Source organism: Odoribacter sp. AF15-53, assembly GCF_003479425.1.
GTDB lineage: Bacteria > Bacteroidota > Bacteroidia > Bacteroidales > Marinifilaceae > Butyricimonas.
Window position 1 is genome coordinate 1 of record NZ_QUHC01000010.1, and the last position, 25,892, is coordinate 25,892.

General features: G+C 42.0%; 30 protein-coding genes. 14 read left to right on the plus strand and 16 right to left on the minus strand.

Annotated elements, in window-relative coordinates; genetic code table 11:
* Window positions 1–31: 31 nt before the first annotated feature.
* The 9 genes from DWW52_RS16625 to DWW52_RS16665 form a co-directional block, all read right to left on the minus strand.
* On the minus strand, window positions 32–424 hold the full coding sequence (locus tag DWW52_RS16625; protein ID WP_118716594.1) for a DUF6146 family protein: 393 nt from the start codon (window positions 422–424) through the stop codon (window positions 32–34).
* A 68-nt stretch (window positions 425–492) separates the two neighbouring features.
* A complete protein-coding gene (locus tag DWW52_RS16630; RefSeq protein WP_118716595.1) occupies window positions 493–870 on the minus strand; it encodes a RidA family protein in 378 nt (125 codons plus the stop codon).
* Between the two features lie 161 nt (window positions 871–1,031).
* Entirely contained in the window at window positions 1,032–1,604 is a 573-nt protein-coding gene (rbr, locus tag DWW52_RS16635; RefSeq protein ID WP_118716596.1) for a rubrerythrin, read from the minus strand.
* A 127-nt stretch (window positions 1,605–1,731) separates the two neighbouring features.
* A complete protein-coding gene (locus DWW52_RS16640) occupies window positions 1,732–2,319 on the minus strand; it encodes a DNA-3-methyladenine glycosylase I (protein ID WP_118716597.1) in 588 nt (195 codons plus the stop codon).
* Window positions 2,320–2,339: 20 nt separating this feature from the next.
* Window positions 2,340–3,839: a potassium/proton antiporter gene (locus tag DWW52_RS16645; protein ID WP_118716598.1), complete on the minus strand. Its 1,500-nt coding sequence runs from the start codon at window positions 3,837–3,839 to the stop codon at window positions 2,340–2,342.
* A gap of 25 nt (window positions 3,840–3,864) precedes the next feature.
* Window positions 3,865–5,121: a DEAD/DEAH box helicase gene (locus DWW52_RS16650; RefSeq protein WP_118716599.1), complete on the minus strand. Its 1,257-nt coding sequence runs from the start codon at window positions 5,119–5,121 to the stop codon at window positions 3,865–3,867.
* A 131-nt stretch (window positions 5,122–5,252) separates the two neighbouring features.
* Window positions 5,253–6,653, minus strand: coding sequence for a sodium:alanine symporter family protein (locus DWW52_RS16655; protein WP_118716600.1), 1,401 nt, complete (start codon window positions 6,651–6,653; stop codon window positions 5,253–5,255).
* 75 nt (window positions 6,654–6,728) lie between these two features.
* Window positions 6,729–7,265, minus strand: a complete 537-nt coding sequence (locus DWW52_RS16660) for an HD domain-containing protein (protein WP_118716695.1) — start codon at window positions 7,263–7,265, stop codon at window positions 6,729–6,731.
* Window positions 7,266–7,364: 99 nt separating this feature from the next.
* A complete protein-coding gene (locus tag DWW52_RS16665) occupies window positions 7,365–8,033 on the minus strand; it encodes a superoxide dismutase (RefSeq protein ID WP_118716601.1) in 669 nt (222 codons plus the stop codon).
* Window positions 8,034–8,178: 145 nt separating this feature from the next.
* Between DWW52_RS16665 and DWW52_RS16670 the strand changes: the two genes are divergently transcribed.
* The 9 genes from DWW52_RS16670 to DWW52_RS16710 all read left to right on the plus strand — a co-directional run bounded on the left by DWW52_RS16670 (window position 8,179) and on the right by DWW52_RS16710 (window position 14,861).
* Window positions 8,179–8,973: a nitroreductase family protein gene (locus DWW52_RS16670; RefSeq protein WP_158582644.1), complete on the plus strand. Its 795-nt coding sequence runs from the start codon at window positions 8,179–8,181 to the stop codon at window positions 8,971–8,973.
* Between the two features lie 84 nt (window positions 8,974–9,057).
* Window positions 9,058–9,321 carry a YtxH domain-containing protein gene (locus tag DWW52_RS16675; RefSeq protein ID WP_118716603.1) on the plus strand — a complete coding sequence of 88 codons (264 nt, stop codon included), beginning with the start codon at window positions 9,058–9,060 and terminating at the stop codon, window positions 9,319–9,321.
* 6 nt (window positions 9,322–9,327) lie between these two features.
* On the plus strand, window positions 9,328–9,741 hold the full coding sequence (locus DWW52_RS16680; protein ID WP_118716604.1) for a phage holin family protein: 414 nt from the start codon (window positions 9,328–9,330) through the stop codon (window positions 9,739–9,741).
* On the plus strand, window positions 9,680–10,012 hold the full coding sequence (locus DWW52_RS16685; RefSeq protein ID WP_148315391.1) for a hypothetical protein: 333 nt from the start codon (window positions 9,680–9,682) through the stop codon (window positions 10,010–10,012). The genes DWW52_RS16680 and DWW52_RS16685 overlap by 62 nt, the downstream gene beginning before the upstream one ends.
* 334 nt (window positions 10,013–10,346) lie before the next feature.
* Entirely contained in the window at window positions 10,347–11,714 is a 1,368-nt protein-coding gene (locus tag DWW52_RS16690) for an MATE family efflux transporter (RefSeq protein WP_118716606.1), read from the plus strand.
* On the plus strand, window positions 11,711–12,307 hold the full coding sequence (def, locus tag DWW52_RS16695; RefSeq protein ID WP_118716607.1) for a peptide deformylase: 597 nt from the start codon (window positions 11,711–11,713) through the stop codon (window positions 12,305–12,307). The genes DWW52_RS16690 and def overlap by 4 nt, the downstream gene beginning before the upstream one ends.
* A gap of 464 nt (window positions 12,308–12,771) precedes the next feature.
* Window positions 12,772–13,539 carry a DUF1573 domain-containing protein gene (locus DWW52_RS16700; RefSeq protein ID WP_118716608.1) on the plus strand — a complete coding sequence of 256 codons (768 nt, stop codon included), beginning with the start codon at window positions 12,772–12,774 and terminating at the stop codon, window positions 13,537–13,539.
* Window positions 13,540–13,566: 27 nt separating this feature from the next.
* Window positions 13,567–14,418, plus strand: coding sequence for a hypothetical protein (locus tag DWW52_RS16705; RefSeq protein WP_118716609.1), 852 nt, complete (start codon window positions 13,567–13,569; stop codon window positions 14,416–14,418).
* A gap of 11 nt (window positions 14,419–14,429) precedes the next feature.
* Window positions 14,430–14,861, plus strand: coding sequence for a hypothetical protein (locus DWW52_RS16710; RefSeq protein ID WP_118716610.1), 432 nt, complete (start codon window positions 14,430–14,432; stop codon window positions 14,859–14,861).
* A 200-nt stretch (window positions 14,862–15,061) separates the two neighbouring features.
* On the opposite strand, the gene DWW52_RS16715 is transcribed toward DWW52_RS16710, so the two are convergent.
* Both DWW52_RS16715 and DWW52_RS16720 read right to left on the minus strand, forming a co-directional pair.
* Window positions 15,062–15,370 carry a hypothetical protein gene (locus DWW52_RS16715; RefSeq protein ID WP_118716611.1) on the minus strand — a complete coding sequence of 103 codons (309 nt, stop codon included), beginning with the start codon at window positions 15,368–15,370 and terminating at the stop codon, window positions 15,062–15,064.
* Window positions 15,371–15,499: 129 nt separating this feature from the next.
* Window positions 15,500–15,874 carry a hypothetical protein gene (locus DWW52_RS16720; RefSeq protein ID WP_118716612.1) on the minus strand — a complete coding sequence of 125 codons (375 nt, stop codon included), beginning with the start codon at window positions 15,872–15,874 and terminating at the stop codon, window positions 15,500–15,502.
* 284 nt (window positions 15,875–16,158) lie between these two features.
* On the opposite strand from DWW52_RS16720, the gene DWW52_RS16725 reads away from it, so the two are divergent.
* The 3 genes from DWW52_RS16725 to DWW52_RS16735 are packed head-to-tail and all read left to right on the plus strand — an operon-like array spanning window position 16,159 to window position 18,281.
* Window positions 16,159–16,680 (plus strand): GNAT family N-acetyltransferase, encoded by a 522-nt coding sequence (locus DWW52_RS16725; protein ID WP_118716613.1) that lies wholly within the window; start codon window positions 16,159–16,161, stop codon window positions 16,678–16,680.
* 3 nt (window positions 16,681–16,683) lie between these two features.
* Window positions 16,684–17,637 carry an NAD(P)-dependent oxidoreductase gene (locus DWW52_RS16730; protein WP_233556956.1) on the plus strand — a complete coding sequence of 318 codons (954 nt, stop codon included), beginning with the start codon at window positions 16,684–16,686 and terminating at the stop codon, window positions 17,635–17,637.
* Window positions 17,638–17,648: 11 nt separating this feature from the next.
* Window positions 17,649–18,281: a hypothetical protein gene (locus tag DWW52_RS16735; protein ID WP_118716614.1), complete on the plus strand. Its 633-nt coding sequence runs from the start codon at window positions 17,649–17,651 to the stop codon at window positions 18,279–18,281.
* A 69-nt stretch (window positions 18,282–18,350) separates the two neighbouring features.
* Here the strand turns inward: DWW52_RS16735 and glyA are convergent, their stop codons facing one another.
* Window positions 18,351–19,631, minus strand: coding sequence for a serine hydroxymethyltransferase (gene glyA / locus DWW52_RS16740; protein WP_118716615.1), 1,281 nt, complete (start codon window positions 19,629–19,631; stop codon window positions 18,351–18,353).
* A gap of 157 nt (window positions 19,632–19,788) precedes the next feature.
* On the opposite strand from glyA, the gene DWW52_RS16745 reads away from it, so the two are divergent.
* Window positions 19,789–20,283: a hypothetical protein gene (locus tag DWW52_RS16745; RefSeq protein ID WP_118716616.1), complete on the plus strand. Its 495-nt coding sequence runs from the start codon at window positions 19,789–19,791 to the stop codon at window positions 20,281–20,283.
* 215 nt (window positions 20,284–20,498) lie between these two features.
* Window positions 20,499–22,376 (plus strand): DUF3413 domain-containing protein, encoded by a 1,878-nt coding sequence (locus tag DWW52_RS16750; RefSeq protein ID WP_118716617.1) that lies wholly within the window; start codon window positions 20,499–20,501, stop codon window positions 22,374–22,376.
* Window positions 22,377–22,408: 32 nt separating this feature from the next.
* Here the strand turns inward: DWW52_RS16750 and nqrF are convergent, their stop codons facing one another.
* From nqrF to nqrC, 4 genes are all read right to left on the minus strand, one after another.
* A complete protein-coding gene (gene nqrF / locus DWW52_RS16755; RefSeq protein ID WP_118716618.1) occupies window positions 22,409–23,677 on the minus strand; it encodes an NADH:ubiquinone reductase (Na(+)-transporting) subunit F in 1,269 nt (422 codons plus the stop codon).
* Window positions 23,678–23,774: 97 nt separating this feature from the next.
* Window positions 23,775–24,395: an NADH:ubiquinone reductase (Na(+)-transporting) subunit E gene (nqrE, locus tag DWW52_RS16760; protein WP_118716619.1), complete on the minus strand. Its 621-nt coding sequence runs from the start codon at window positions 24,393–24,395 to the stop codon at window positions 23,775–23,777.
* 23 nt (window positions 24,396–24,418) lie between these two features.
* Complete coding sequence (locus DWW52_RS16765) at window positions 24,419–25,063, minus strand: NADH:ubiquinone reductase (Na(+)-transporting) subunit D (protein ID WP_118716620.1); 645 nt, start codon at window positions 25,061–25,063, stop codon at window positions 24,419–24,421.
* Window positions 25,063–25,836 (minus strand): NADH:ubiquinone reductase (Na(+)-transporting) subunit C, encoded by a 774-nt coding sequence (gene nqrC / locus DWW52_RS16770; RefSeq protein WP_118716621.1) that lies wholly within the window; start codon window positions 25,834–25,836, stop codon window positions 25,063–25,065. The genes DWW52_RS16765 and nqrC overlap by 1 nt, the downstream gene beginning before the upstream one ends.
* Window positions 25,837–25,892 lie beyond the last annotated feature (56 nt).

Genomic DNA, 25,892 nt, shown 5'->3' on the forward strand with positions numbered 1-25,892 from the left:
TCTAAAATCTAAAATCTAAAATCTAAAATTGTCAAAGGCTTCTATTGCCGGGTATGAGTTTCACTCGATTGGTATCCTCGAAGAACCTGAAATACATGTAGAGTTTGTAATTGAAATCGAACCCGTAGTTTTTGTTCAGGTTGTAATCAATGTAACTATTGATTCTAGGGTCTCCGGAAGCGTATCTTCTGTTCCATTCGAGGGCATATTGATGATTCATGCTTTGATAATACTCGTTCGAATGTTGGGTGGATACGGTTTGATGACTGGCAAGCCAGAAGTCGAATCCCGAATCGAAAACGATTAATTCATATTGGGTGGAGTCTTTTATCGCGCAACGCCCTTTTTTATTCTGGGCAACATCTTTTTGAGATGCGCAGGCAACAAACAGGGCAAGTACAAGAAGTAAACCGAATGTTCTCATAATGGTAGATTTAAGTTATACTTCCCTAAGGTATAAAAAAAACGGCTGATTTCAGCCGTTTTTTGTTTTTATTTTACCGCGATGGTTTCGATTTCAACCATAGCCCCCATCGGGAGAGCCTTTACGGCAAAAGCTGCACGAGCGGGACAATCGCTCTTGTAATATTTAGCGTAGATTTCGTTCATATCGGCGAAATAAGACATATCTCCTAACAAGCAGGTTGATTTAACCACGTTGTCAAAAGTATATCCGGCTTCTTCTAAGATATAACCGATGTTTTTCAAACATTGTTCGGTTTGTTCTTTTACTCCACCTTCCACGAATTTTCCGGTATTCACATCAATAGGAAGTTGACCGCTGATATAAAGCGTTCCGTTAGCTTCAATAGCTTGACTGTAAGGACCGATGGCTTTCGGTGCTTTCGGTGAGTTGATAACTTTTTTCATAATAACTTTATTTTATAGATTAAAAAATATAATACAATTTCATTGACGCGAATATAACGAAAATCACCTTGCAATTTTCTAACTATAAATAAAATTAAAAGCTAAAAGTTGGAATCGAAACTCCAACTTTTAGCTTTTGATTTCTGATTACCGGTATACTACTAGTAATTGTTTTTCTTCTCTTCGAAGTATGCTTGCGGGTGAGCGCAGGCGGGACATGCCTTAGGGGCAGTTTTGCCTTCGTACACGAAACCGCAGTTACGGCATTGCCATAAGATCACTTCGTCTCTTTCGAATACCTTACCTGCTTCAACACGAGCGAGGAGAGTTCTGTAACGAGCTTCGTGTTCTGCTTCCACCTTAGCGATGTTACGGAATACGGCAGCGATAGCGTTAAATCCTTCTTCTTCGGCTACCTTTGCAAATTCGGGATAGAGATCAGCCCACTCTTCGTTTTCTCCTTCGGCAGCAGCTTTCAAGTTTTCCGCGGTCGTTCCGATCACTCCGGCAGGATAAGAAGCGGTGATTTCAACCATTCCGCCCTCCAAGAATTTAAAGAATCTTTTGGCATGTTCTTTTTCTTGTTCTGCGGTTTCCATGAATACACCTGCAATCTGTTCGAATCCTTCTTTCTTAGCCACGCTGGCAAAGAAAGTGTAACGACTTCTGGCTTGTGATTCACCGGCAAACGATTTGAGCAAGTTCTGTTCTGTTTTTGTTCCTTTGATACTCATAATATTAATTTTAGCAATTGTTGTTATCAAATTCGAGTACAAGTATACGATAAATTGTTTGCTCAAACAAATATTTAATTTTTATACTATTATAGAAAATTACTATATGATATTGTGTTGGTTACGGTCATGCATGGTTTATTTGATCTGCTTTACAGAAACAGCCTTCTAAATGGTCGTTCACGAAGCCGGTGGCTTGCAAAAAAGCATAGCAGATCGTTGAACCGAAGAATTTAAATCCTCGTTTTTTCATGTCTTTACTCATAGCATCCGATTCGGGAGAGGTACCGGGAATCTGGCTTAGAGTCTTGAAATTGTTGACAATGGGTTGCTGGTTGGGAAAGAAGGATAAGGTGTACTTGTAGAAACTACCGAACTCTTTCTGGATAGCCATAAATAGTTTAGCGTTATTGATTGTGCTTTTGATTTTTAACCGATTTTTGACGATTCCATCAAATTGCATCAATCGTTCGATGTCTTCTGGTGTCATTTGCGCTACTTTCTTCACATCAAAGTGATGAAAGGCTTCCCGGTATCCTTCACGTTTTCGGAGGATCGTGATCCAGGATAATCCTGCCTGGGCACTTTCGAGTACAAGAAACTCAAATAGGGTTTTGTCATCGGTCACGAGTTGGCCCCATTCTTCGTCATGATACTTTACATACAGTTCATCTGTCCCGGCCCAGCCGCAACGAGCATTTATTATATCTTCCATACTTCTAGCTATTAAAATAGTTAAGCGTTCTTTTGGATCGAGTAATCCGTGATGCCCAAACTTTCGTATGTTTTACGGAGAGCTTCGTCGTCATCGGTAATCACGAGTAATTTATCCCCCGTGTGTAATTTCGTTTTTCCTTTGGGAACGCAATACGAATCGTTTTTCTTGATCAAGGCAACGAGCGTGTTGTCCGGTAGGACGAGATCCATGAGTTTGTCGCCCTTGGCCAGCATGGAAGGGATAACCTCGATTTCGGACATGGCAGTCTTGATTTCTTCCGGTAATTCGACGTTGAATACGTTTTTACGTTCTTCCGGGGTAGATAAGCCCAGGATTTTAGCCATGAAGCTCACGGTGGTTCCTTGCACGACCAAAGAGAGGATCGTGATGAAGAATACCACGTTGAATATTAAAGATGCGTGTTGTATTCCTGCGATTAGCGGGTATGTGGCAAAGATGATGGGGACTGCTCCTCGTAATCCGACCCACGAGACGTATACCCGTGCTTTGGTCGTCATTTTCCGGAAGGGAAGAAGACAGAGGAGAACACTTATCGGGCGAGCCAGGATGATCATGAACACTCCTACAAGAATACCTAGTGTAGCGATAGGAAGCAATTCGGCCGGATTGACCAAAAGTCCCAGCGTGAGGAACATGACGATCTGAAACAACCACGTGATTCCGTCAAAAAAGGTAGTAAGACTTTTTTTGTGTACCACTTTATGATTCCCCACGACTAGACCTGCCAGGTAAACAGCCAGATAACCGTTTCCTTGGATAAGATCGGTGAACGAGAAAATGAAGAACACGAAGGCCAGGAGAAGTACCGGGTATAGAGATTGGTTAATGTTCAGTTTATTGATACAATACACGGCCAGTCTTCCTAAAAGGTAGCCGGATACGGCGCCGATACTCATTTGCATGATGAATTGTAGGGCGGTGTTGGCTATGCTCGTTTCGCCGGATTGAATGACTTGTATGAGTAGGATGGTCAGCATGTAAGCCATGGGGTCATTACTACCACTTTCCAATTCCAACATGGGACGCAGGTTTTCTTTTAATCCCTGACGTTTTGATCGGAGAATGGAGAACACGGATGCGGAGTCAGTGGATGACATCACGGATGCGAGTAGTAGGGATTCTGCAAAACTTAAAGTAACAAAACTGTCAGCCAGGTTGGTCACGTAGTAAATGAAGTATCCCGTGAGGAGGGCGGTGAGCATCACCCCCGCGGTTGCGAGAACGACTCCCTGCGCCATGACGGGCTTGATTTCGGCCGCGCTTGTGTCCATACCACCGGAAAACAGAATAATACTTAACGCGATAACACCAATAAATTGTGCGGTTTGAGGGTTATTGAATTCTATTCCCAAACCGTCGGTTCCAAAAAGCATTCCTACTCCCAGGAAGAGGAGCAAGGCGGGGACTCCAAAACGAAAACCTGCTTTTCCGACGACAATACTGATGAATAATAGAATAGATCCGATAAGTAAAATGTTTCCAGCATTTAGAATCATAAGCGTTTTTAGTTTTAATAGGTTATTACTGTGAGCCTCCTTCTCGTCTGGCGTTGTTTCTCTTTTTTACGAACGGGCGATTACCGGGTTTCTTTTTTCTTCCCTTGAATGAGCCATGATCGAAAGCTTTCGGGTTGTATTCCGGGGCTCTTCCCAGATGAGCGGGAAGCGGAATTTTATAGACAGCTTCTTCAATAAACTGTTCTATGCGATAAAATTTCCCTTGTTCCGCTTCGGAAACAAAGGTTAGGGCAACTCCTTCAGCGCTGGCTCTCGCCGTACGACCGATACGATGGATATAATCCTCCGGATCGTGCGGTACATCGAAATTGATGACCAATCCTATTTCATCAATATCTATACCACGAGAGACGATGTCGGTGGCAACGAGTATATCAATTTTATTATTTTTAAAGTCCATCATGACAGATTCCCGCTCTGATTGCTCTAGGTCGGAGTGCATGGCTGCCACGTTAAATTTTTTCTTTTTCAAGGTGAATGCCAAATCTTTCACTTTTTGTTTGGAAGAGGCAAAGATCAAGGTTTTGTGTAGAACCGGTTTGCTGAAAAGTTCTTCGATAATTCCCATTTTCTGCGGTTCGTAACATATATAGGCGGCTTGCATGATCGCCTCGTTAGGTTTGGATACCGCCACGTTTATCTCCACCGGATCCCGGAGTACGTTTTGTGCCAGCTGGCGTATTTTGGGGGGCATGGTAGCCGAGAAAAGAATAGTTTGCCGATCTTTTGGGAGTTTGTTAACGATTTGCATGATATCCTCGAAGAATCCCATATCCAGCATCCGGTCCGCCTCGTCTAGTATAAAATATTTTACTTGTGAAAGATCGACATCGCTATGCTGCAAATGGGCGATCAGTCGTCCCGGGGTTGCTATCGCGACATCCGCTCCCAGGCGTAACGCTTTCTTCTGTTGATCCCACAAGGAACCGTCGCCACCCCCGTACACCACGACCGTGGACACGGGAAGAAAGTAAGAGAATCCTTCGAACTGGACGTCGATTTGTTGAGCTAATTCCCGGGTGGGGGCCATGATCACGGCTTTTACCGCATCCGTTCGGTTTTCTTCTTTTATCAGTCTGTTTAAAATCGGAAGGGTGTAAGCTGCTGTTTTTCCGGTACCCGTCTGGGCACAGGCGATCAGGTCTTTTCCCTCTAATATCACGGGGATTGTTAATTCTTGTATAGGGGTAGTTTCTTGAAAATTCATGGAATCTAATCCTTGTAATAATGAATCTTCTAGTTCCAGCTCGTCAAATCTCATCTTTTTATTTTATTCTTTATTTTTAAGTGCGCCGATCCTTGTTTAGCGTGATCGCGGGAGAGTTATCGTGTGTAAATTCATAATTTGTGCCACTCTCTCCTAATTGTCGCAAAGTTAAGAAAAAAATCATTTTATTCCCATTCGCTGGTGGAATCTTTTAATTCCGGAATGAAAGATGATTTAAATATAATACTTTTCTTACTGATACGGCGTTGACGGTTATAATCTTGTAGTGCTTTCAGGGCTATTTTGCCAAGTAGCACGATCGTTATCAGGTTAGTAATGGCCATGATAGCCATGAAAAGGTCGGCCATGTTCCACACGAGATCAAGGGCGGCAATAGAACCGAACATAACCATCAGCCCGACCGCAACCCGGTAAATTTGCAAGTAGGTTTTGTTTTTTGAGATGAAAAACAGGTTGGTTTCGCAATAGGAATAATTCCCGACAATCGAGCTGAAGGCAAACAGGAAGATACAGATAGCGATAAATTGGCCACCGACGCTTCCGATCTGGTGGGATAGGGCTATTTGCGTCAGTTGTATTCCTTTCACGGAGCCGTCTAGCGGGACATCCGAGAGTAGGATGATAAAGGCCGTGCAACTACAAATGATGAGCGTGTCGGTGAAGACGCTGAGGGCTTGAATCAAACCTTGTTTTACGGGATGTGTCACGTCGGCGGTCGCCGCGGCATTCGGGGCGGAACCCATTCCGGCCTCGTTCGAGAAAAGTCCTCGCCTGACCCCTTGCATGATGACGGCTCCCAGACCTCCTCCCGCGATTTGTTCAAAACCGAAAGCGTTCGAGAAGATAGAACCGATAACATGGGGTAATGCACCGAGGTGCGTGAACAGGATAAACACGGCCACCAGGATGTAAGCGATAGCCATGAGAGGCACGATGATTCCGGCTATAACGGCTATCCGGTGGATACCCCCGAATATAACCAGCAGGGTCAGTACGGTCAGGATAATACCCAGCCAGGTTCTATTCATGCCGAATACTTCGTTGAAAGCCAGGGTAACCGTGTTTGCCTGAACCGAGTTGAATACCAACCCGAAAGTGATGGTGATGATAATGGCGAACAGAATTCCAAGCCAGCGTTTTTTCAGACCTTTTTCCATGTAGAAAGCGGGGCCCCCGATGAAGGAGCGTTCCCCTTTAACTTTATATATCTGTGCCAACGTGGATTCGATGAAAGCGGAGGCCGATCCGATAAGCGCGATAAGCCACATCCAGAAGATCGCTCCCGGGCCTCCCAACGCGAGAGCCGTGGCAACCCCGGCAAGGTTACCCGTGCCGACACGAGAGGCAGTCGCGATACAGAATGCCTGAAAAGAGGAAACCGAGTTTTTGTGGTTCCCGCTCGTGATCCCATCTCCCAGGAGGCGGAACATTTCCCGGATATTCCGGAATTGAACGAATTTACTTTTAAAGGTGAAATATACCCCGACACAAATTAATAGAGCTATCAGTACATAGGTCCAGATGAAATCGTTTGTTGCTATAATCCAATTATTCAATGTTTCCATAACCGCATCACGTATTTTATTTCGTGTGTGAATACGTGATGATGCGGGTATAAGTTTTGAAAATTAGATAATATTTTATAGAAAAAGTTTACACCACTCGTTAAAACGATTGGCGGTTTCTGTCCCGTAAAAGGCCATTTCCATACGAATTTTACTGAGTTTCTTTTCCCTGGTTAAATTGGTCTTCGAGTAAAATTTATCGGCGAAAGCGATTAGTTTTTCTTCCAGCGTGATCGGAAGCATGTCCCGCGGGGGTAACGGTAAGTGTTTTTCTTCAATCATTTCGAGCGAGATCCCTGCTCCCGTGTGACGTTCGCATACTAGGGCATGACGTGGAAGTCCTTCGGCACGTAAAAGGTCGGCACCCAAGTATCCGTGGCAGATGTAATTGTATTCACCAAAACAGCCGATATCAGGGGCATTGGTGAGAAAAATACCGATATCGTGAAGCATGGCAGCTTCTTTGATGAACGGTATGTCCAGGTCCATTTCCGGATGCTTTATGGCTAGTGACATCGCTTTATCCGTAACCAGTTGGCTATGTATAAGAAGGGATTGCCCGGCGAGAGAATCCAACGTGTAATATTTGCGAATAATGTCTAATGGATTTATCATTTGTTATTCTTTTTTAAAACCCACAAAGATAGATTTTTATACTCAAAAATAGCACGGTTGATATATTTTAAATATATCAACCGTGTCTACGGCATGTTATTTGTAACGCGCCCCGACCGTATCCCAGTCTATGATAGTCCATAGTTTTTCGATGTGTTCGGGACGTCTATTTTGGTAATCAAGGTAATAGGCATGTTCCCACACGTCAATCCCCAGTAATGGCGTGTATCCTTTGGTGATCGGGTTGCCGGCATTGCTTTCTGATAGAATGTATAATTTACCATTTTTATCTTTGGCAAGCCATACCCACCCGGAACCGAACAGGGACGTGGCGGCCGAGGTAAATTCTTTTTTGAAGTTGTCAAACGATCCCCACTCTTTTTCGATAGCTTTTAGTAAAGCTCCTGAAGGGAGTTGGTTTGCTTTCGGTGAGAATGTGTTGAAGTAGATGATATGGTTCAGGGCTTGAGCCGCGTTGTTGAATATCGCCCCGGTAGAATTCTTGACAATGGTTTCAAGGTCGCTATTCTCGAAAGGTGTACCCACGATCAACTTATTCAGGTTGTCGATATAGGCTTTAAGATGTTTGCCATGATGCAATTTTATCGTGGTTTCGCTGATAACGGGAGCCAGGGCATTTGCTTCATAGGGTAAGGGGGGAAGCGAGAATTTCCCTTTAGGTTGTTCTTGTGCCCACAGCACGCTGTTTGTCGTGACGAGAAGGGCAAATACGAATATCTTTTTGATAGCTAGTTTTGTTTTCATATTCTATTTTCTTTTAAAGTTTATGGTATTTACGAATAAAAGTACTTTTTGGTTATTAAAAAGTCGGTTAACTTTTATAATTTTGACCGTTTTTATGAAGTCGATCAGGAGGGGGAGATAAATGTTAAATTTCAAAAGGATGTATATGATCAGGATTAATGTTACAATCGAAGTAGAGAGTGAAGTTCGTGGCCAAATAGTGGCACTTTTGAGCGAGATGTCTGAGCTTTCAAGACAGGAAAAAGGGTGCATCGGGTACGAAATACTTGAAAACAATCGTTTGGATAACGTGTTGATGATCATAGAAACTTGGGAAAACGAGGCGTTATTAGCTATTCACAAGGAAAGTGAGCATTTCACGAGGATCATTCCCCGGGTGAGAGAGTTGGCGTCTGAAATGCGTAGCGAGAAGTTTACCGATATGGCTTCCGTGGGTGAGGCCATCGTGAATCGCCGGAGCGTGAAACATTTTTTACCGGAAAAGATTTGCGTGGAGACGATCGAACGATTGTTGAGAGCTGCCATGTATGCGCCATCGGTTAAGGATCGCCGTCCCTGGGAGTTTTTTGTTATCGAGGATGAAAAACACATTCACGAGTTGGTGACGACTTTGCCGGATGGGGCAGCTTTGAAGACCGCCCCGGTAGCCGTTCTGGTTTGTTGCAATACCCGTAAAGCGGGACTTGACGGGGGAAATTGGCCGCAGGAATTGGCCGCGTGCGTGCAAAATCTGATATTACAGGCTTATGGAGAGAAATTGGGTTCCACGTGGGTGGGGATTTATCCTCAGATGCACCGGGTTCATCAAGTGAAAACCTTATTTCATCTATCCTCGGAATTCGTGCCTTTCGCGGTTGTCGCGATCGGGAAGTCAGCTGATGAGCATATTCCTGTACCAGAACGTTATGACCCTGTAAAAATACATTTTATCACTCGTTAAAAATATTCATAAAAAAATCACTAAAAGGAGAACCTTTTCACGTTTTTGTTCGTTAAATTACTACGAACTTAAAAATCATAGAATATGAAACATGAAACTGCAAATTTACTACTGGGCCTGGGTATCGGTGCTGTAGTGGGAGTCGCTGTCGGTTATTTAATTGTAGCTGACAATCGTAAAAAATTAGCTGAAGAATTTGATCACGTCGTGTCTAAAGTGAAAGAAGACGTGAAAGACGTTTACGCTAAGGCAAAAACCAAGGCTGACAACGTGAGAGAACATGTAACCGAGGATGTAAATCATGTAGCTGAAAAGGTTGCGGGGAAGACGGCTGCCGAAACGAAGTAATAGCTTATGGAGAACATTGCCGAGAAGACATTCGCCGAGTTGAAAGAAGATATTTCGACTTACGTGGAATTAAGGCTTGAGCTATTAAAACTAAATACCTACGAAAGGGTCGCCAAGACCATGGCGGTCTTTTCGTATGGTATTGTTTTGGTATTACTGGCTTTTTTCGCGATACTGTTTTTGTTTTTGGCGTTGGGCTTTTTCCTGGGAGAACTGTTGGGGAGTATGGCATTGGGTTTCGTGTTGGTGGTCGGGATGTACCTGTTGTTGTTCGGAATAACGATGTTTTTCAGGGGAAAGATCACTTCCAAGGTAACCAACGAGATTATAACCGCTATGATGAGTAAAGATGAAAAAGATGATGAAGAAGCAACCCACTCCGCTGGAAATATTAATGGCGGAACAGCGACGGGTGCGTGAGAGTTGCCGGGTGCAAGAGCAAAAGATAAACGAGGATTTTAAATATATACATCGTCATTCCGGGCGTATATTTTTCGCGGGGATATCCTCGCTATTCTTCTCCAAACCGGCAGAAGTTATTGAAAATAACGAGCCGGAGGAAAGGAGCGAACAAGTGCCATTCATCGGGATGATGCTAAAGAATTTTTCTCCTTTATTGTGGGAAGCAGCACTACCTATTCTTTTGCGTTGGGGAATGGGACGAATCGGTAAACTGTTTAAAAAGAATTGAAAAAAGAGTCCATAAAGTTTATAAAGTCCATTTCAGAGAAATGTAGAATTTAAAATTTGGAATGAAAAAAGCGTCAGCCTTGTGCGGTGGGAATCTAAAATCTAAAATCTAAAATGGATAGGATCATTTTATCGGAAATCATAAATCAAGAAATTAATCAGGATTATTGATCAATAAATTAATTGAATCTAAAATTTAAAATTTAAAATCTAAAATATCCCGGTCTTTTGTTACTTTTGTAATTCCGTCTAAATCTTGTTTTCTGGAAATTGTTATATCGTTCGTGATATTCCTGTCAAGAGGTGGAGAATTTAAAAAAGGAGGATCAGAAGTTATGTCAAGTACAAGTGCATCGCATATTTTAGAGACCAAACCGGTCGGAAAATTATTATTACAGTATTCTATACCTGCTATAATAGGGATGACGGTGACGTCATTGTATAATATTATAGACAGTGTTTTTATCGGTCATGGGGTAGGTCCTCTGGCGATATCGGGGTTGGCGATTACCTTTCCTTTGATGAACTTGATCATTGCTTTTTCAACGCTGGTGGGAATCGGTGGTGCGACAATCAGTTCGATTTTTCTCGGACAGAAAGATACGGAGAAAACCACGGCTGTTTTGGGGAACGTGGTTCTGTTAAGCGTGATTAATGGTTTTTGTTTCGGGGGATTGACCTTGATCTTCTTGGATCCGATATTACACTTCTTCGGGGCTAGTCCGGCAACCTTACCTTATGCAAGGGATTTCATGCAGGTTATATTAATGGGGAACCCGATAGCGTTTATGTTTATCGGGTTGAACAACGTGATGCGGGCCACGGGCTATCCCCGGAAAGCCATGTTGACCTCTTTGTTGACCGTGTTCGCGAATATCATATTGGCCCCGATATTTATCTTCCATTTGGAGTGGGGTATTCGGGGGGCCGCGTTAGCCACGGTAATTTCTCAATCCATCGGTTTGATATGGATATTGATTCATTATTTGAATAAGAACACCTCCGTGCGTTTTAAACCGGGAATTTTCAAGTTGAGGGGACGGATTATCATGAGTATCTTTTCTATCGGGATGTCTCCTTTCCTGATGAACGTGTGCGCTAGTACGGTGGTTATTATCCTGAACAATAGTTTTATGCGCTATGGTGGGGATTTGGCTATCGGGGCTTACGGGATCGTGAACCGGGTGCTGACGTTGTTTGTCATGATTGAAATCGGGGTAACCCAAGGGATGCAGCCGGTTGTCGGGTATAATTACGGGGCGCTACTTTTTGACCGTGTTCGTAAGACCTTGCGTTACGCGTTGATCGCGGGTGTTTCGATCACGACTTTCGGGTTTCTGATGAGTCAATTGTTCCCAGAGGCGATCGTGGGTATGTTCACGGATAATCACGAATTGACGGAACTCTCGAAGTTCGGGTTACGCGTGACCTGTTTGGTGTTTCCTCTTGCCGGCTGCCAGATCATTATCACGAATTTCTTTCAATCTATCGGAAAAGCGAAAGTTTCTATATTCCTTTCGCTTTCTCGCCAGTTGCTTTTCCTGATCCCGTTCCTGTTGATATTACCTCGTTTCTGGGGAATTACCGGGGTATGGGCCAGTATGCCCATGGCTGATTTTATTTCTTTCGCGATCACGATCGGGACATTATTGTATTTTATCAAAAAAGGGCTTTTGTTTAAAACGAATAAAATAGTAGAATGAGAATAAGAGTATTGCTATTGTGTACCCTTGTTGGGATATGTTTTTTCTCGTGTGGTGAGTCCGGTTCTTTTACGCGAGAAGAACGGGAACGGATCGGGTTGTCGGGGGAAGCGGGTATTATGCCTTTGTTTCTGGTGACAAACTCCGCGGATTCCTTGTTTTTGCGATTACAAGCGAAAGAACTGGGGCGTGAGGAAATGGAGACGGAGAGTTTCCGGGTTTTGAAATCCCGTATGCTTGCCACCGTGAACGATACCTTAAATCAAGGGGTGGGGATCGCTGCTCCCCAAGTGGGGATTTCCCGTCAGTTAGTAGCCGTGCAACGCTTGGATAAGGCGGGCGAGCCTTTCGAATTTTACGTGAATCCTGAAATTATTTATTATTCAAAAGATACGGTTATCGGGCAGGAGGGATGTTTATCTATTCCTGATCGGGCGGGAGAAGTTTACCGGTCGACGAAAATCATCGTGCGCTACCGGGATGAGCTTTCGTTTGAATGGCGACAAGATACCGTGAAAGAATATACGGCCCGGATTTTTCAACACGAGATCGATCATCTGAAAGGGATTTTGTACACGGATTATCTTCCGTAGCTTAGGAGAATTAGTTTATGAATTTTAGAGAAGTTAGGGGTGAGATACTCCTGAGATCAGGCATCAAAGGCGAGACATAGACAAGATAAAGACGAGACAAAGACTAGTTAGATCGTCTTTGTCCCCGTGGTGTACTATTTTTATAGTTTTTTTGCGTGCTGATCAGTTCATTATCAGGGTTTAAATTGAGATTGAAAATTATACTCTTTGTAGTTTTACATTTTATTACCTTGGGATGAAGTAAATTTACGTGTAACGTTATTTTTTGCGAACCTACAAATTTTATTGAAAACGTCATTTCTACTTTAATTTTATTTGAACAAGTGTATGAAAAAAATCTTTTTATATCATGATGAATTATTTATTTAGTAATGCATTAATATGAAATTATTTAGAATTTGTAAAATTTATCCCCCCTAAATATTCATTCATGCGTTTTTATAGAAAGGAATAAAATATATAAAATGGAAAGGCGTAATTTATTTGTATTAGTAATAATTGTTATTTGCTCGTTTTCGTGTAAAAATAGCAAAAGGCCCGATGATTGTTTTGTATATATTGGAGGGATTTTTTTTGAAACCTCACGAATAGAATGGGGACAAATACAAGCTGGTAAGCGATATAATAAGTTAATAAAAGTGTATAATCCAAACTCTCAGGATATTACTTTTACTTTTAATGAGATAATTCCATATGTTGAGATAAAGCAAGCTCATGATAATAGGGATAGAGAGTTCAGAGATATACTTATTCCTGCTCATTCATGTGATTCACTTTTGATTATTCTTACGGCACCTGATTCGATAGGTTATTTTTCTAAAAATATTCATATAAAAGTAAATACCGAAATATATTTGAAACCAATAGAGTTATTTGCTACAGTTATAGAAAGTTTTGAAAATCAAGATATTGAAAAAACTCCAACACTTGAGGTCAAGTACGATATATTTTGTTTTGACACGTTATCTCAAAAAAATAAAATTGAAGCATCGTTTCCGATAAAGAATACTGGAAATAGAGATTTAATAATTAGAAAGGTTGAAACAACGTGTACTTGTACTTATTGTAGTTTGACAAAGAACGTAATAAAACCAGGTGAATCAGTAGTTCTAGAAGTTATTTTTAATCCTGCAAATCGATTCGGAGTTCAATATAAATATGTAAGAATATTCTCAAATGACCCTAAACGACCTCTTTTAGAGTTTACTATTAAAGGATTTGTTAAAGAGTGAAAATTTCTAAGTTTAAAAATGTTGCCTATGAAAATGAATGAATTCAATTTTAGTTTTAGTGTGGCTACCTTGTTGGTAATTACCATACTTATGATGAGTTGTGAAAAAAATGATTTAGATAATTGTAATACAATTCAGGAAAATCTATTTTCTCAACTATATGTTGATTCTGCTTATTTGGAAATCGAAGGTAACTTGTATGATCCTGAAATAATCTGGGGAAATGTCGATGTTTACCTTTCAGCTTTTGAGCGTATGCAAAGTCATTTGAAATTTAAAGATAATCATTTGTATTGGGACTTTGAACGTGCTTCAGATATAAAAGTATCTGAGAATATTTATAATTATGTCATTGATAATTGGAAATCTAAAAATGAAATGATTAATGCGGGTACTCATAAATTAATGTTTAGTGAAAGAGGAGATTATAATGTTATTCCTATTTTAGACGAAAAATTGAGTAGGGCCTCATCTCCAGAATTACCAGTGTTTAGGGAGGTTTTATGGTTTGGACAGCATAGGGATAACATGATAAAACTTTCTAGGATTTGGTCTTATTATGGACCAGATAGAAAAGTTGATTACACGAATTTAAATAAAGTGATAGATATACCTAATTCAGGATTTCATGGGGATGGTGCAGGTGATGTTTCAATCAGGGGAGAAGGAACAACAGCAAAAGGAGGTTACTGGGGATATTATTGTTGTAATGCTTGCGCCTTTAATAAGGCAGATAAGTATGGTTGTTATTTTAATGAAATGGCTGGTTGGAATCATAGGGAAGAATTGAATACTTTTTATGAAATAATTCAAAATGTGAGTATACTGCCTTTAATAACTCTTCGGAATAGACGTATTTTTGAAGTGTATGGATATTAATAATAATTGAGATGAGGAAAGTTATTCAAATCAGTATCGTGTATATTCTTTTGCTTTGTGCTAGTTGTTCTTATTTTTCTAAAAACCGAGCAAATGATATAGAGAGAATGAACAAGGATTCTGTCTTTTTAGACATAAAAGGTAATCTGTTAGAAGATCCAAGTTTGTTATGGAAAAATAAAGATGTCTATGATAAAGCGTTGGAACGTATGGAGAAACATTTATCTATTGTAAATGGTCGTTTTAAATGGGATATAACTAGTGGTAAGTCTATTAATGTGTCAGAAAATCTATATGATTATATTGTTCAATATTGGAATCATGAAAATAGTTTACTGGAAGATGAAGATTATATGATACTTCGTTTTAAAGCTAATAAGCGTTGTTTGGTTGTACCTAAAACTACACAGAAAGACACTATTAAGTGGGAAAGAATAGATTAATTTATCTTTTGGTTGCTAGAGTTGATTCAAGAATATATTTATAAAAAATGTTGTTTCTTTGCCTACGTTTTTTTACTGTGGGCAAAGATTTTTAGTTTGTTGAGTGATAATAATATATTCTCAGAGATACCATGAAGCTCGTGTTATAGATAAAAAACGGGTCCTTTTTTCGAGAACCCGTTTTCTTTGTCTAAAAATGTCTATTCGTCAAGCGTCACGGCCCCGGAGAGCGCAACCGCTTCTTTATTACGGAAAATCATGATCGGTGATACCGCCTCGTAGGCCGACATGATGTACTCGAAGAGTTGTGCCGTCACCAGTTTTCCGCGTTCTGCCAAAGAGAGTTTCAATTTCATACCTGTGTTATCGTCCTCGGATTTTTGTAATTCGGAGAGTCCCAGGAATTGTTTAGTTTCTAAAAAGTATTGCACCCGGTGCAATTCTTCCGGTTCGAAGAATAATTCATAATTTTTTTCTTCCCGATTCTTACTGAATAAAGTTGTTTTCATTTTCTTGTGTGTTGTGTGTGTATATATATACAACGTTCCCAGCGTTGCTCTGTTTTTAATAAAGGATAACACTTGCGTGTATGTATCTTGTTTTTTTATACAAGATACGTGCCATATATGCACCTTGAATCAAATGATTAGCAGACAGAGTTCATGAAAATATCGCTCGGGTTGCGATATGAATACATCATGTGTCCCCGTGTGTGCTGCCTCCGTATTCGTGGTAAGACTTTCACTCGCGTCTTTGAAGACCCCGTCCAGCATGACTCGTACCCGGCATGGAAGTTCTGATCTCGTCATGCTCACAAGAGAGGTGCGGATCAGCGGACTGGAATAGGGATTTTGAAAATCCTGATCCTGTCCTTTGCTTATGGAATCTTGTAGTTGCGATAATTGGTAAGTTACGATAGTGTGTTGTGATTCATTCATAATCAACCCCATGGCAACATTACTGAGCTGTGTTACCACAAGAATGAGGATGCTATGTAATATGAATCTTATCATACTTATGTGTTTGTTCCAAATTTAAAAAATAAAAATGTTATATGCAATGATTTTTCTTCTTTTTTCTGCATGCTTGTACCAAAATAAGTATATTTACTACCAGAAATTATTTTTTTGTTTTGAAAAGGTTACAAATTAACATTTGGGGTTGCGTTTCAACGATACCCATTCATGTACAAATGGTGTAGAATTATTACCCATTTTTATTTTTTACGATATAAATTAATACAAGGTTGGGAATAATCAATATATTTGAGCTCGTTAACAATTTATAGACAGGCGTTATGATTATTGCAAGTAAACAGGGTGATTTTGAATTGCGGGAATGGGAATTGACGGATTGCTTTTCTTTAGCCGAACATATCAATAATATAAAGATATGGAATAACGTGCGGGACGGTCTTCCGCATCCTTACACGCTGCAAGATGCCGAGGCGTATATTCGAATGGTGCAAACGAAGCCTTTTGTACAGGATTTTGCTATCGTGGTGGACGGAAAAGCGGTAGGGGGTGTCGGTATCGTACCGATGAGCGACGTGGGACGTGTCAGCGCGGAGATCGGTTACTGGTTGGGTGAGGCCTACTGGGGCCGGGGAATCATGAGCGAGGCTGTCCGGCTGGTGGCGGACTACACGTTTCGGGAAACGGAAATATTGCGGTTATTTGCCCATGTTTACGAGTATAATTTTGCCTCGATGAAAGTGTTGGAAAAAGCCGGTTTCACGAAATTGACTATTTTGCGTAAAGCTGCGATCAAGAACGGGAAGGTTATAGATGCGTATTATTATGACCTTGTAAAAGATTAAAATATGCTGAAACGAGTATTGATTACGGGGGCCGCGGGTAATCTGGGAAGTTTGCTTGCTTGTCGTTTGTCGGATGACGACGTGTGTTTACATCTTTTAATTCACCGTAAGGACGTGATCCCGGAGTTGAAGGCGAAAGATCACGTGCATGTATTTCGGGCGGATTTGGCCGTTCCGGAGAGCCTGAACGAGGCGTTGGAAGGTGTGGATACCGTGGTGCATTTTGCCGGGGTTCTTTTTAAGCATAACCCGGAAAAGTTTTTAGCAACCACGAATACGCGATATTTCAAGAATTTGTTGGATAGGGCGGTGCGAAAAGGGGTGAAACGGATTATTTTAATCAGTTTCCCGCACGTGGAGGGAGAGACCACTCCGGAACATCCCGCGACGGGCAGGTTGGACGGTTCGCCTGTTTCCGTGCATGCCCGGACTCGCTTGGAGGAAGAAAAATTGTTGTTTGAATACGGGAACAAGCATGTATTCGAACCCGTTTCTTTAAGGGTTGGGATGGTCTACGGGAAAGGAATTCTGATGATTGACGCGGCCCGTTGGTTTTCCCGCCATGCCTTGCTAGGTGTTTGGAAAAAAGTTACCGGTATTCATTTAATATCCACGGATGATTTTTTAGAAGCGACACGGGCGGCTGTTTTGAAAGAGGGTATTAACGGCATATATCATATCGGGGACGAGGGGGTGCAGACGTTACAGGAATTCCTGGACGAGGCGACAGAACATTGGCACACGTGGCGGCCGTGGCGAATGCCCTTGTGGATGATTAACACGGCGGCACGGGGTTTCGAACTGTCGTCCCGCCTGTTTGGGGTTAAAAGCCCCTTGACGCTTGATTTTGTCCGTATCGGACGAGTATCGTATTACGGGGATACTTCTCGCATGAGAAAAGAGCTATTACCCCGTTTAAAGTACCGGAATTTTAGAGAAGGATTAGAAACATTATAAAAAGAAAGAGGATGATCAGGCGTTATGTTTTATTTATTTTTATCGTGATGTTGGCATCGTGTGCCACACCTCACTATATGCACATTTATGAATCCCCTAAAGGGTTGGATTTTACTACTGGGAAGTGGTTGGTGACGAACGTGGATTGCAAGTTGCCTTACACTTACAGGGAAGGTTTGAATCGTGATTTGTTGGAAGGTTTTCAGAAGTTGCGGGGAGATTCGATCTATTCGGTAAACAAGGTGTCGTTGAAATACATTTCCAATGATAAGTTTTCTTTCGAGTTATCCCCGATGATGCTGGAGACGTTGAAGAAAACGACGGATTATGATTACGTGGTGACGGCTACTGCCCGGAAAGTCCGTGATGACGTGCCTGATTTGGTTTACCCGGGAACGCCGGTTTCTTATCACAAAAGCGAATCGGAAGTTTGTATTGCCGTGTATGATGTTTCTTTGGGGGCCCGGGTCTATTTCCAGCGGGTTGTAGCATCCGTGTCTTTGGATGCGGGGGATGAAAAAGTTGTGTTTGGCCGTTCGGCGGGTAATTTATTGTATAATGCCCTGGCAAAAGGATTGAAAGATTTGAAGAAAAATTCCCGGAAGATAAGTAAGATCAGTCGTAATTTTAGCAAGGGAAATTAAGTTTTAAAGATGAAATAAAAAAAACGTCACGATATTCGTGACGTTTTTTTATTTCGGAAGAAAGTTTGACTACCAAGCGAACATGGGTCTGTCGCTCATCATGGCATTTACTTCTTTCTTTACTTGTGCAATTACGGTTTCGTCATCCGGTGCACTCAGTACTCTGTCGATCATGTCAACCACGAGAGCCATGTGTTCCTCTTTCAAACCACGAGTGGTAATGGCGGGAGTTCCTACACGGAGACCTGAAGTTGAGAACGGGGTACGAGTATCGAACGGAACCATATTCTTGTTGATCGTGATGTCAGCTTTAACCAACGTGTTTTCAGCTTTTTTACCTGTTAATTCCGGGAATTTAGTTCTCAAGTCAATCAACATAGAGTGGTTGTCGGTACCGCCGGAGATTACTTTGTAACCTTTATCCATGAAGGCTTTAGCCATAGCTTTGGCGTTAGCCAGCATTTGTTTTGCATATTGCGTGTACTCGTCGGATAATGCTTCGCCGAAAGCAACGGCTTTAGCAGCGATCACGTGTTCAAGCGGACCACCTTGTTGTCCCGGGAACACGGCGAAGTTGATCACTTGTGACATCATCTTGATCTCTCCCTTCGGAGTTTTCAAGCCCCAAGGATTCGGGAAATCTTTCGGAAGAAGAATCATACCTCCACGGGGTCCGCGAAGAGTTTTGTGAGTGGTTGTCGTCACGATGTGGCAATATTCCATCGGGTTGTTCAATAAACCTTTAGCGATCAACCCGGCCGGGTGAGACATATCACACATTAATAATGCTCCTACCTTGTCTGCGATTTCACGCATCCGTTTGTAATCCCAGTCACGAGAATAAGCAGAAGCTCCGGATACGATCATCTTCGGCTTGTGTTCCAAAGCCAGTTGTTCCATTTCGTCGTAATCCACCATTCCGGTTTCTTCTTTCACGTGGTAAGCTACCGGGTGGTAGTTGATACCGGAAAGGTTCACGGGAGATCCGTGAGAAAGGTGTCCACCATGAGCCAGGTCAAGCCCCAAGAAAGTATCACCGGGTTTCATGCAAGCGAAGAACACGGCTGCGTTAGCTTGTGCCCCGGAATGCGGTTGCACGTTAGCGAATTCAGCCCCGAACAATTCGCAAGCCCGATCAATAGCCAGTTGCTCGGTTTGGTCAACGATTTGGCAACCACCGTAGTAACGTGCTCCGGGATATCCTTCTGCGTATTTGTTAGTTAGGCAAGATCCCATGGCTTGCATCACTTGCTCGCTCACGAAGTTTTCAGAAGCGATTAATTCAAGTCCTTCTTTTTGACGATGACTTTCTTTGTCAATAAGGTCGAAAATTTGAGTGTCTCTTTTCATTATTTAGATTTTTAATACTATAGACATTTATAAATCTAGGCCAAAATTATACTAATCGTGCATGTAAACAAAGTATTTCCCGACTTTTTTTCATGTCTTGTTTTTAAATTTTCGAATATTTGTGTACGTTTGTTGTGTATATAAAAATGACTTGATTATGGAAAATCCTTTTGGCGTGGAAAGACCGGTAAGACCGACATTTCTCACAGTTCTTTGTATTTTAACATTTATCGGAAGTGGTTGGGGATTGCTTAATAATTTATTCCAGTTGGTGATGTTTACCCCGGAACGATTAGTTACTCAAATCCAGCAAATCACGAGCATGGCTGGAGCTGAGACGCAACCTTCGTGGGCCGCTTCGATCATGAGTTCTTCACTGGAAGTTTTACAGACAACCATCATGCACGGGCAGGCTATTTATTCTTTGGCCGCGTTGTGTGCCTTGATGAGTCTAGTGGGAGCGTTTATGATGTACAAGTTGAAAAAGTTCGGTTTTTATCTTTACGCGCTAGCGCAAATTGCTGCTTTGTTTATCTTGCCATTTTATTCCGGTTGGAACAGCGTGGTGATGATTTCCATGGTGATGTCGGGTTTCTTTGCGTTGTTATTTATTATTTTGTACGCTGTAAATTATAGTAAGTTGAAATATTAATTTTTTGTCGTAGATGGCTTTTATTAGGCCATCTACGCTTTAAATTGTAGATGTCAATAAATGATCGTTTATTGACATCTATTTTATTTGTGGTTATGAATTCAAGAAAAAGGAATAAGTAGTTGAGAATGAAATTTGAAGAAAATAGTTGAAAAGTCGATTAAATCTATTTTATTTGTAACTATTATATGATCTTTTTTTAATATAAATCGTTTATGATATTTAGAATTTCGAAGTCAGAAGCCTGTGCCAAGAGAGTTGATTATTTGAAGCGAGGTTTTATTTTTTACATGTGCGCTTCTTGTATGTTGCTCGTGCAGTTTGTTCTTTATTTAGTGAATAGTAATTATTTTGAATACCTGAATATTTCTGGCGGTTTTTATTACTTGCTGGCAGCATTGGGACAGGCATTTCTTTTCACGCTAATTCCTTGGGTCATTTTTTATCTTCCTTTTACTTTTTGGCGACGGGTACAAAAAGTCGGTACTGTTTTATTTGTTACCGCTATATTTTTGTTGAACGTGGTGGCCTATCTGAATGGTATCGTTTTTCAATTATATAAATTTCATATCAATGGTTTCGTGTTGGAGCTCGCTTTTGGCGGGGGAGGCAGTCAGGTATTCGTGTTTAATAACACGCTGGTATTACACGCGGTATTAATCGGTCTTGTTATTTTATTCCTTACGTTGGCGGTGACTTATATCGCTTTTCGTTACTATCGCCGGGTGAATGGGAAACAGGTGAGGATCGGGATTTGTCTTTTCTTGTTTTCTTGCATCGTACCCCAACTGACACATGCTTATGCCGCCGCGGCAAATATAAGTTCTATCACCGAAGTTTCCGCTTGCTTGCCCCAGTATTACCCGTTGACGGCAAATAAGTTGATGTTAAAATTGGGCGTGATCAAGAAGGAGGATTTGTACGTTAACAATCCGGATAAGGGGAGAGGACATAATTTTATATATCCTATCCACCCGATAGAAAGAGCGGATAGTGTGAAGCCGTTGAATATCATTTATATTATTCTGGATTCATGGAATTTCAGAACTTTTACGCGGGAATGTTGTCCTAATATCCGGGCTTTCGGGGATCGGGCCTCGGTCTTCAATCGTCATTTGAGTTCCAGTAACGGAACGCGAGGAGGAATTTTTGGTTTGTTCTTCGGTATTTCAGCTACTTACTGGCAGAATTTCGAGCGAACGGGAACGCAGCCGTTGTTTATCGAAAATATGTTGGAGCGGGGATACGATATCGAGACTTTTGCCAGCGCGACGCTTGTTAATCCTCCTTTTTATCGTATCGTTTTCGGGAACGTGAAAGAGATCCGGAAGGAGACACCGGGGTCAACTCCTTTTGACCGGGATAACCGGATCACGGAAGATTTCCTGAAATACTTGGATGAACGGAAGGATTCGGATAAGCCATTTTTTTCTTTCGTGTTTTATGATTTATTGCATGCCATAGATATTCCGGCTCCTTATCGTAAGAAGTTCCAGCCTTCGTGGGATTATGCCAATTATCTGGCGTTGAATAATAGTCTGGACCCGGAACCGTTCTTTAATTTGTATCGTAATTGTGCCTATTACGTGGATTCTCTCGTGGGAAAAGTGTTTCATAAATTAGAGGAAAACGGGATGCTGGAGAATTCCGTTGTTGTCGTGACGGGTGATCACGGGCAGGAGTTTAACGAGAACAAGAAGAATTTCTGGGGACACGGTAGCGATTTTTCGAATGCGCAGGTACACGTGCCTTTTATCTATTATTATCCGGGTAATACTCCTGAGGTATATGCGCATCGGACTTCTCATTATGATGTGGTTCCTACCGTGATGAAACGAGTGCTGGGGGTAAAGAATCCCGTCGGAGATTATAGCATGGGGTGCGATCTGTTTACCCCTGAAAGACCGCCTTATCATTTGGCCGGTGACCCGCAGAATTATGCTTTTATCATGAATAACGTGATTTACGAGAAGAAAGTCGCCGGGAATATTCAAGTGACGGATTCACTTCTGAACAAGCTTCCCCGGAATCAGGTAAATTCGGGATTGTTGCTTGAAGCGATAGAATACAAGAATACGTTCTTAAAGAAATAAAAAAAGAGCTGCTTAAGCAGCTCTTTTTTTATTTATCCTCCGAAGTTATCGTACATTACGTTTTCATCGGGAACTCCCAGATCGTACAGCATTTTGGTTACTGCCGAGATCATCATAGGAGGACCGCAGAGGTAGTATTCGATGTCTTCCGGGTTCTCGTGGTTCTTCAGGTAATTTTCGTAGATTACCTGATGTACGAAGCCCGGCTTGTAAGCCACTCCGGCTGCATCAGCCACGGGATCGGGTCTATCGAGAGCCAGAGTCCAGTGGAAGTTTGGATTCTCTTCCTGAATCTTGTTGAATTCGTCCACGTAAGGCGCTTCTTGCAGGGCACGTGCTCCATACCAGAAGGAAACTTTACGATCCGTGTGCATCGTGTGGAAGAGGTTGAAGATGTGCGAACGCATGGGAGCCATACCGGCACCACCACCGATAAACATCATTTCGTTGTTCGTGTCTCTCAGGAAGAATTCCCCGTAAGGTCCGGAAATACTTACTTTATCTCCCGGTTTACGAGAGAATATATAAGAAGAACAGATACCCGGGTTCACGTTAGCGAAACCATTGATCGCTTTGTCGAACGGGGGAGTGGCGATACGGATGTTCAACATGATAATGTTGCCTTCTGCCGGGGAGTTAGCCATGGAATAAGCACGGTAGGTAGCTTCCGGGTTATGCATTTTAAGATCGAACATTTTCATGCGTTCCCAATCAGCCTTGTATTTCTCGTCAATGTCGAAAGTTTTGAAATCAACGTCGATAGCGGGTACGTCAATCTGGATGTATCCACCGGATTTGAATTTCAGGTTTTCGCCTTCCGGTAGTTTTACCACGAATTCTTTCAAGAAAGTAGAAATGTTTCTATTGGAAACCACCTCGCATTCCCATTTCTTGATACCCAGGACTTCTTCCGGGATGTGCATTTCGATATTCTCTTTCACCTTCACCTGGCAAGCCAAACGCCAGTTTTCGTGTTGTTGTTTGTATGAGAAGAACCCTGTTTCAGTCGGGAGGATAGACCCTGCGCCGGATTCTACCTGACAACGACACATACCGCATGAACCTTTACCTCCACATGCCGAGGGAAGGAAGATCTTGTTATTTCCCAAGGTTGCCAATAGCGTGGACCCCGGTTCGGTGATTAATTCTTTTTCGCCATGATTGATGTCAACCTTCACTTCTCCCTTGGGGGTCAGTTTGGCTTTGGCGAACAAAAGCATGCCGACCAGGATCAGTGTTACAAGGAGGAACACGATCACCCCTGACATGACTATTGTTGCATCTATTGCTAATAATACCATCTTATTTTATTTTAGATTTAATGATTAAGTGATTCTGTGAATTTAGATTCTGTGATTATAATCATTGAATCGGCAATCATGAAATCACTAAATTATTTTACAGGTTAATTCCTAAGAAACTCATGAATGAAATAGCCATTAACCCGGTCACAATAAAGGTAATACCGATACCTCTAAGCGGGGCGGGGATATTTGAATATTTCAGTTTCTCACGAATTGCGGCGATACCCACGATAGCAAGTAACCAGCCGATTCCTGAACCCAAACCGAAAGCGGTTGCTTCTCCGATGTTAGCATATCCTCTTTCCTGCATGAACAGAGAAGCTCCCATAATTGCACAGTTTACGGCGATCAACGGGAGGAAGATACCTAATTGGTTATAGAGAGCCGGGGCAAATTTTTCAACTACCATTTCCACCAATTGCACGATAGCGGCGATTACCGCGATGAACATGATGAAACTCAGGAAGCTCAGGTCAATGTTTGCAGCACTTTCACCCAATAACCAGCTTAACGCACCCGCTTTCAACACGAAGTTATCCAGCAAGTAGTTTACCGGGACTGTAATTAATAGCACGAATACAACGGCAATACCCAATCCGAAAGATGTTTTCACGGTCTTCGATACGGCGAGGTATGAACACATACCCAAGAAGTAAGCGAAGATCATGTTATCAATGAATATGGACCGTACAAATATATTTAATAGATTTTCCATATCGTTATTTCACTTTTAGTTGACTACTTCTGTTCTATTAAATCCTTGTTCTTGGAACGATGAACCCAGATGATCAGGCCGACTAGCATCAATGCCATCGGGGGAAGGATCATCAAACCGTTGTTCTGGTAGCCCCAATCGTAGAAGATTTGCGGGATTACTTTTATTCCGAACAAAGTTCCGGAACCGAGTAATTCACGGAAGAAGGCTACAATCACGAGGATTAAACCGTATCCCAACCCGTTACCGATACCGTCGAGTAAGGAGGGCCAAGGTTTGTTTGCCAAAGCGAAAGCCTCGATACGTCCCATGATAATACAGTTTGTGATGATCAATCCGACGAACACGGATAACTGTTTACTTACCTCGTATGCAAATGCTTTCAGCACTTGGTCCACGATGATTACCAAAGCGGCTACAACTACCAATTGCACGATGATACGGATTCGTGTCGGGATCGTGTTTCTCAACAACGAAAGGATCACGTTGGAAAAAGCTGTCACGGCGGTTACCGAGAGAGCCATCACGATGGCCGGTTCCAGTTTCGCGGTTACAGCGAGAGCAGAACATATACCCAGAATCTGTACCAGAACGGGGTTATTTTTGCTCAAGGGACCGAGTAATAACCCCCGGTTCTTAGCTGAAAATAATGTTTCTTTGTCGCTCATTATTGTATTTGTTTTAAGAATTGTTCGTAACATTTTAAATAGTCGGCAATCATCGTTTCAACTGCTTTTGACGTGATTGTACCTCCCGAGATAGCGTCTACCTCGTGAGCCCCGGTCGCGTTACCACCTTTTTTCACGGTGATAGCCTTTAGGGTCGAGTTGTCAAAAACGGTTTTCCCGGTGAATTGCTTCTGGAAGAAGGGTTGCGTGATCTCGGCACCAAGTCCCGGAGTTTCTCCCTTGTGGTCGAATAGAACCCCGTACACGGTGTTCTTGTCGTCATTCAGGGAAAGATAACCCCATACGGGTCCCCAAAGTCCGACCCCGTACACGGGCAGGATATATTTGGTCGCCCCGTCGATATCGGCAACGAATACCGGGAATTTCACGTCGGCTAATGTTTTGTCGTCTTTAATCGTTTCAGAAAGGAAACGTCCGTCTTTTAACGCTTGTTGAAGTTCTTGGTTTTTCAACGCTTTCTGAAGTTTTTTACCTTCGGTAGGAATGTCTACTCCAAAGGCGTCACCTTCAATTGCCTCACCCTTGTAATTCAAGATGAATTGTTTCTTGATGATTTTGTTGAACAATTCAGCAGAAGTTTCCGGGGTGGAAGCAACATTTACAGAGCTCAGGATATTCTGTCTCTTTTCGTTCTCTATATTCTCATCTTGCATCGGTTTCAGCGAAAGAGACACGATCGCCAGAATGGCTGCAACCACGACAACCAAAACGATGGAATAGATAAAGGTATATGTATTTCCTTGTTTGTTCATCTCATTATTAATTTTAAATTTTAAATTTTAGATTTTAAATTAGTATCAGTATTGAA

Coding starts and splice junctions, on each gene's coding strand:
- DWW52_RS16720 (WP_118716612.1), bottom strand. CDS start 15,874: ATGATAAGATTCATATTACATAGCATCCTCATTCTTGTGGTAACACAG.
- DWW52_RS16735 (WP_118716614.1), top strand. CDS start 17,649: ATGATCAGGCGTTATGTTTTATTTATTTTTATCGTGATGTTGGCATCG.
- DWW52_RS16715 (WP_118716611.1), bottom strand. CDS start 15,370: ATGAAAACAACTTTATTCAGTAAGAATCGGGAAGAAAAAAATTATGAA.
- nqrC (WP_118716621.1), bottom strand. CDS start 25,836: ATGAACAAACAAGGAAATACATATACCTTTATCTATTCCATCGTTTTG.
- DWW52_RS16670 (WP_158582644.1), top strand. CDS start 8,179: ATGATCAGGATTAATGTTACAATCGAAGTAGAGAGTGAAGTTCGTGGC.
- DWW52_RS16750 (WP_118716617.1), top strand. CDS start 20,499: ATGATATTTAGAATTTCGAAGTCAGAAGCCTGTGCCAAGAGAGTTGAT.
- DWW52_RS16655 (WP_118716600.1), bottom strand. CDS start 6,653: ATGGAAACATTGAATAATTGGATTATAGCAACAAACGATTTCATCTGG.
- DWW52_RS16680 (WP_118716604.1), top strand. CDS start 9,328: ATGGAGAACATTGCCGAGAAGACATTCGCCGAGTTGAAAGAAGATATT.
- nqrE (WP_118716619.1), bottom strand. CDS start 24,395: ATGGAAAATCTATTAAATATATTTGTACGGTCCATATTCATTGATAAC.
- DWW52_RS16745 (WP_118716616.1), top strand. CDS start 19,789: ATGGAAAATCCTTTTGGCGTGGAAAGACCGGTAAGACCGACATTTCTC.
- DWW52_RS16725 (WP_118716613.1), top strand. CDS start 16,159: ATGATTATTGCAAGTAAACAGGGTGATTTTGAATTGCGGGAATGGGAA.
- DWW52_RS16645 (WP_118716598.1), bottom strand. CDS start 3,839: ATGATTCTAAATGCTGGAAACATTTTACTTATCGGATCTATTCTATTA.
- DWW52_RS16705 (WP_118716609.1), top strand. CDS start 13,567: ATGAAAATGAATGAATTCAATTTTAGTTTTAGTGTGGCTACCTTGTTG.
- DWW52_RS16765 (WP_118716620.1), bottom strand. CDS start 25,063: ATGAGCGACAAAGAAACATTATTTTCAGCTAAGAACCGGGGGTTATTA.
- DWW52_RS16650 (WP_118716599.1), bottom strand. CDS start 5,121: ATGAGATTTGACGAGCTGGAACTAGAAGATTCATTATTACAAGGATTA.
- DWW52_RS16640 (WP_118716597.1), bottom strand. CDS start 2,319: ATGGAAGATATAATAAATGCTCGTTGCGGCTGGGCCGGGACAGATGAA.
- DWW52_RS16700 (WP_118716608.1), top strand. CDS start 12,772: ATGGAAAGGCGTAATTTATTTGTATTAGTAATAATTGTTATTTGCTCG.
- glyA (WP_118716615.1), bottom strand. CDS start 19,631: ATGAAAAGAGACACTCAAATTTTCGACCTTATTGACAAAGAAAGTCAT.
- rbr (WP_118716596.1), bottom strand. CDS start 1,604: ATGAGTATCAAAGGAACAAAAACAGAACAGAACTTGCTCAAATCGTTT.
- def (WP_118716607.1), top strand. CDS start 11,711: ATGAGAATAAGAGTATTGCTATTGTGTACCCTTGTTGGGATATGTTTT.
- DWW52_RS16625 (WP_118716594.1), bottom strand. CDS start 424: ATGAGAACATTCGGTTTACTTCTTGTACTTGCCCTGTTTGTTGCCTGC.
- DWW52_RS16665 (WP_118716601.1), bottom strand. CDS start 8,033: ATGAAAACAAAACTAGCTATCAAAAAGATATTCGTATTTGCCCTTCTC.
- DWW52_RS16675 (WP_118716603.1), top strand. CDS start 9,058: ATGAAACATGAAACTGCAAATTTACTACTGGGCCTGGGTATCGGTGCT.
- DWW52_RS16710 (WP_118716610.1), top strand. CDS start 14,430: ATGAGGAAAGTTATTCAAATCAGTATCGTGTATATTCTTTTGCTTTGT.
- DWW52_RS16730 (WP_233556956.1), top strand. CDS start 16,684: ATGCTGAAACGAGTATTGATTACGGGGGCCGCGGGTAATCTGGGAAGT.
- DWW52_RS16690 (WP_118716606.1), top strand. CDS start 10,347: ATGTCAAGTACAAGTGCATCGCATATTTTAGAGACCAAACCGGTCGGA.
- DWW52_RS16685 (WP_148315391.1), top strand. CDS start 9,680: ATGATGAAGAAGCAACCCACTCCGCTGGAAATATTAATGGCGGAACAG.
- nqrF (WP_118716618.1), bottom strand. CDS start 23,677: ATGGTATTATTAGCAATAGATGCAACAATAGTCATGTCAGGGGTGATC.
- DWW52_RS16630 (WP_118716595.1), bottom strand. CDS start 870: ATGAAAAAAGTTATCAACTCACCGAAAGCACCGAAAGCCATCGGTCCT.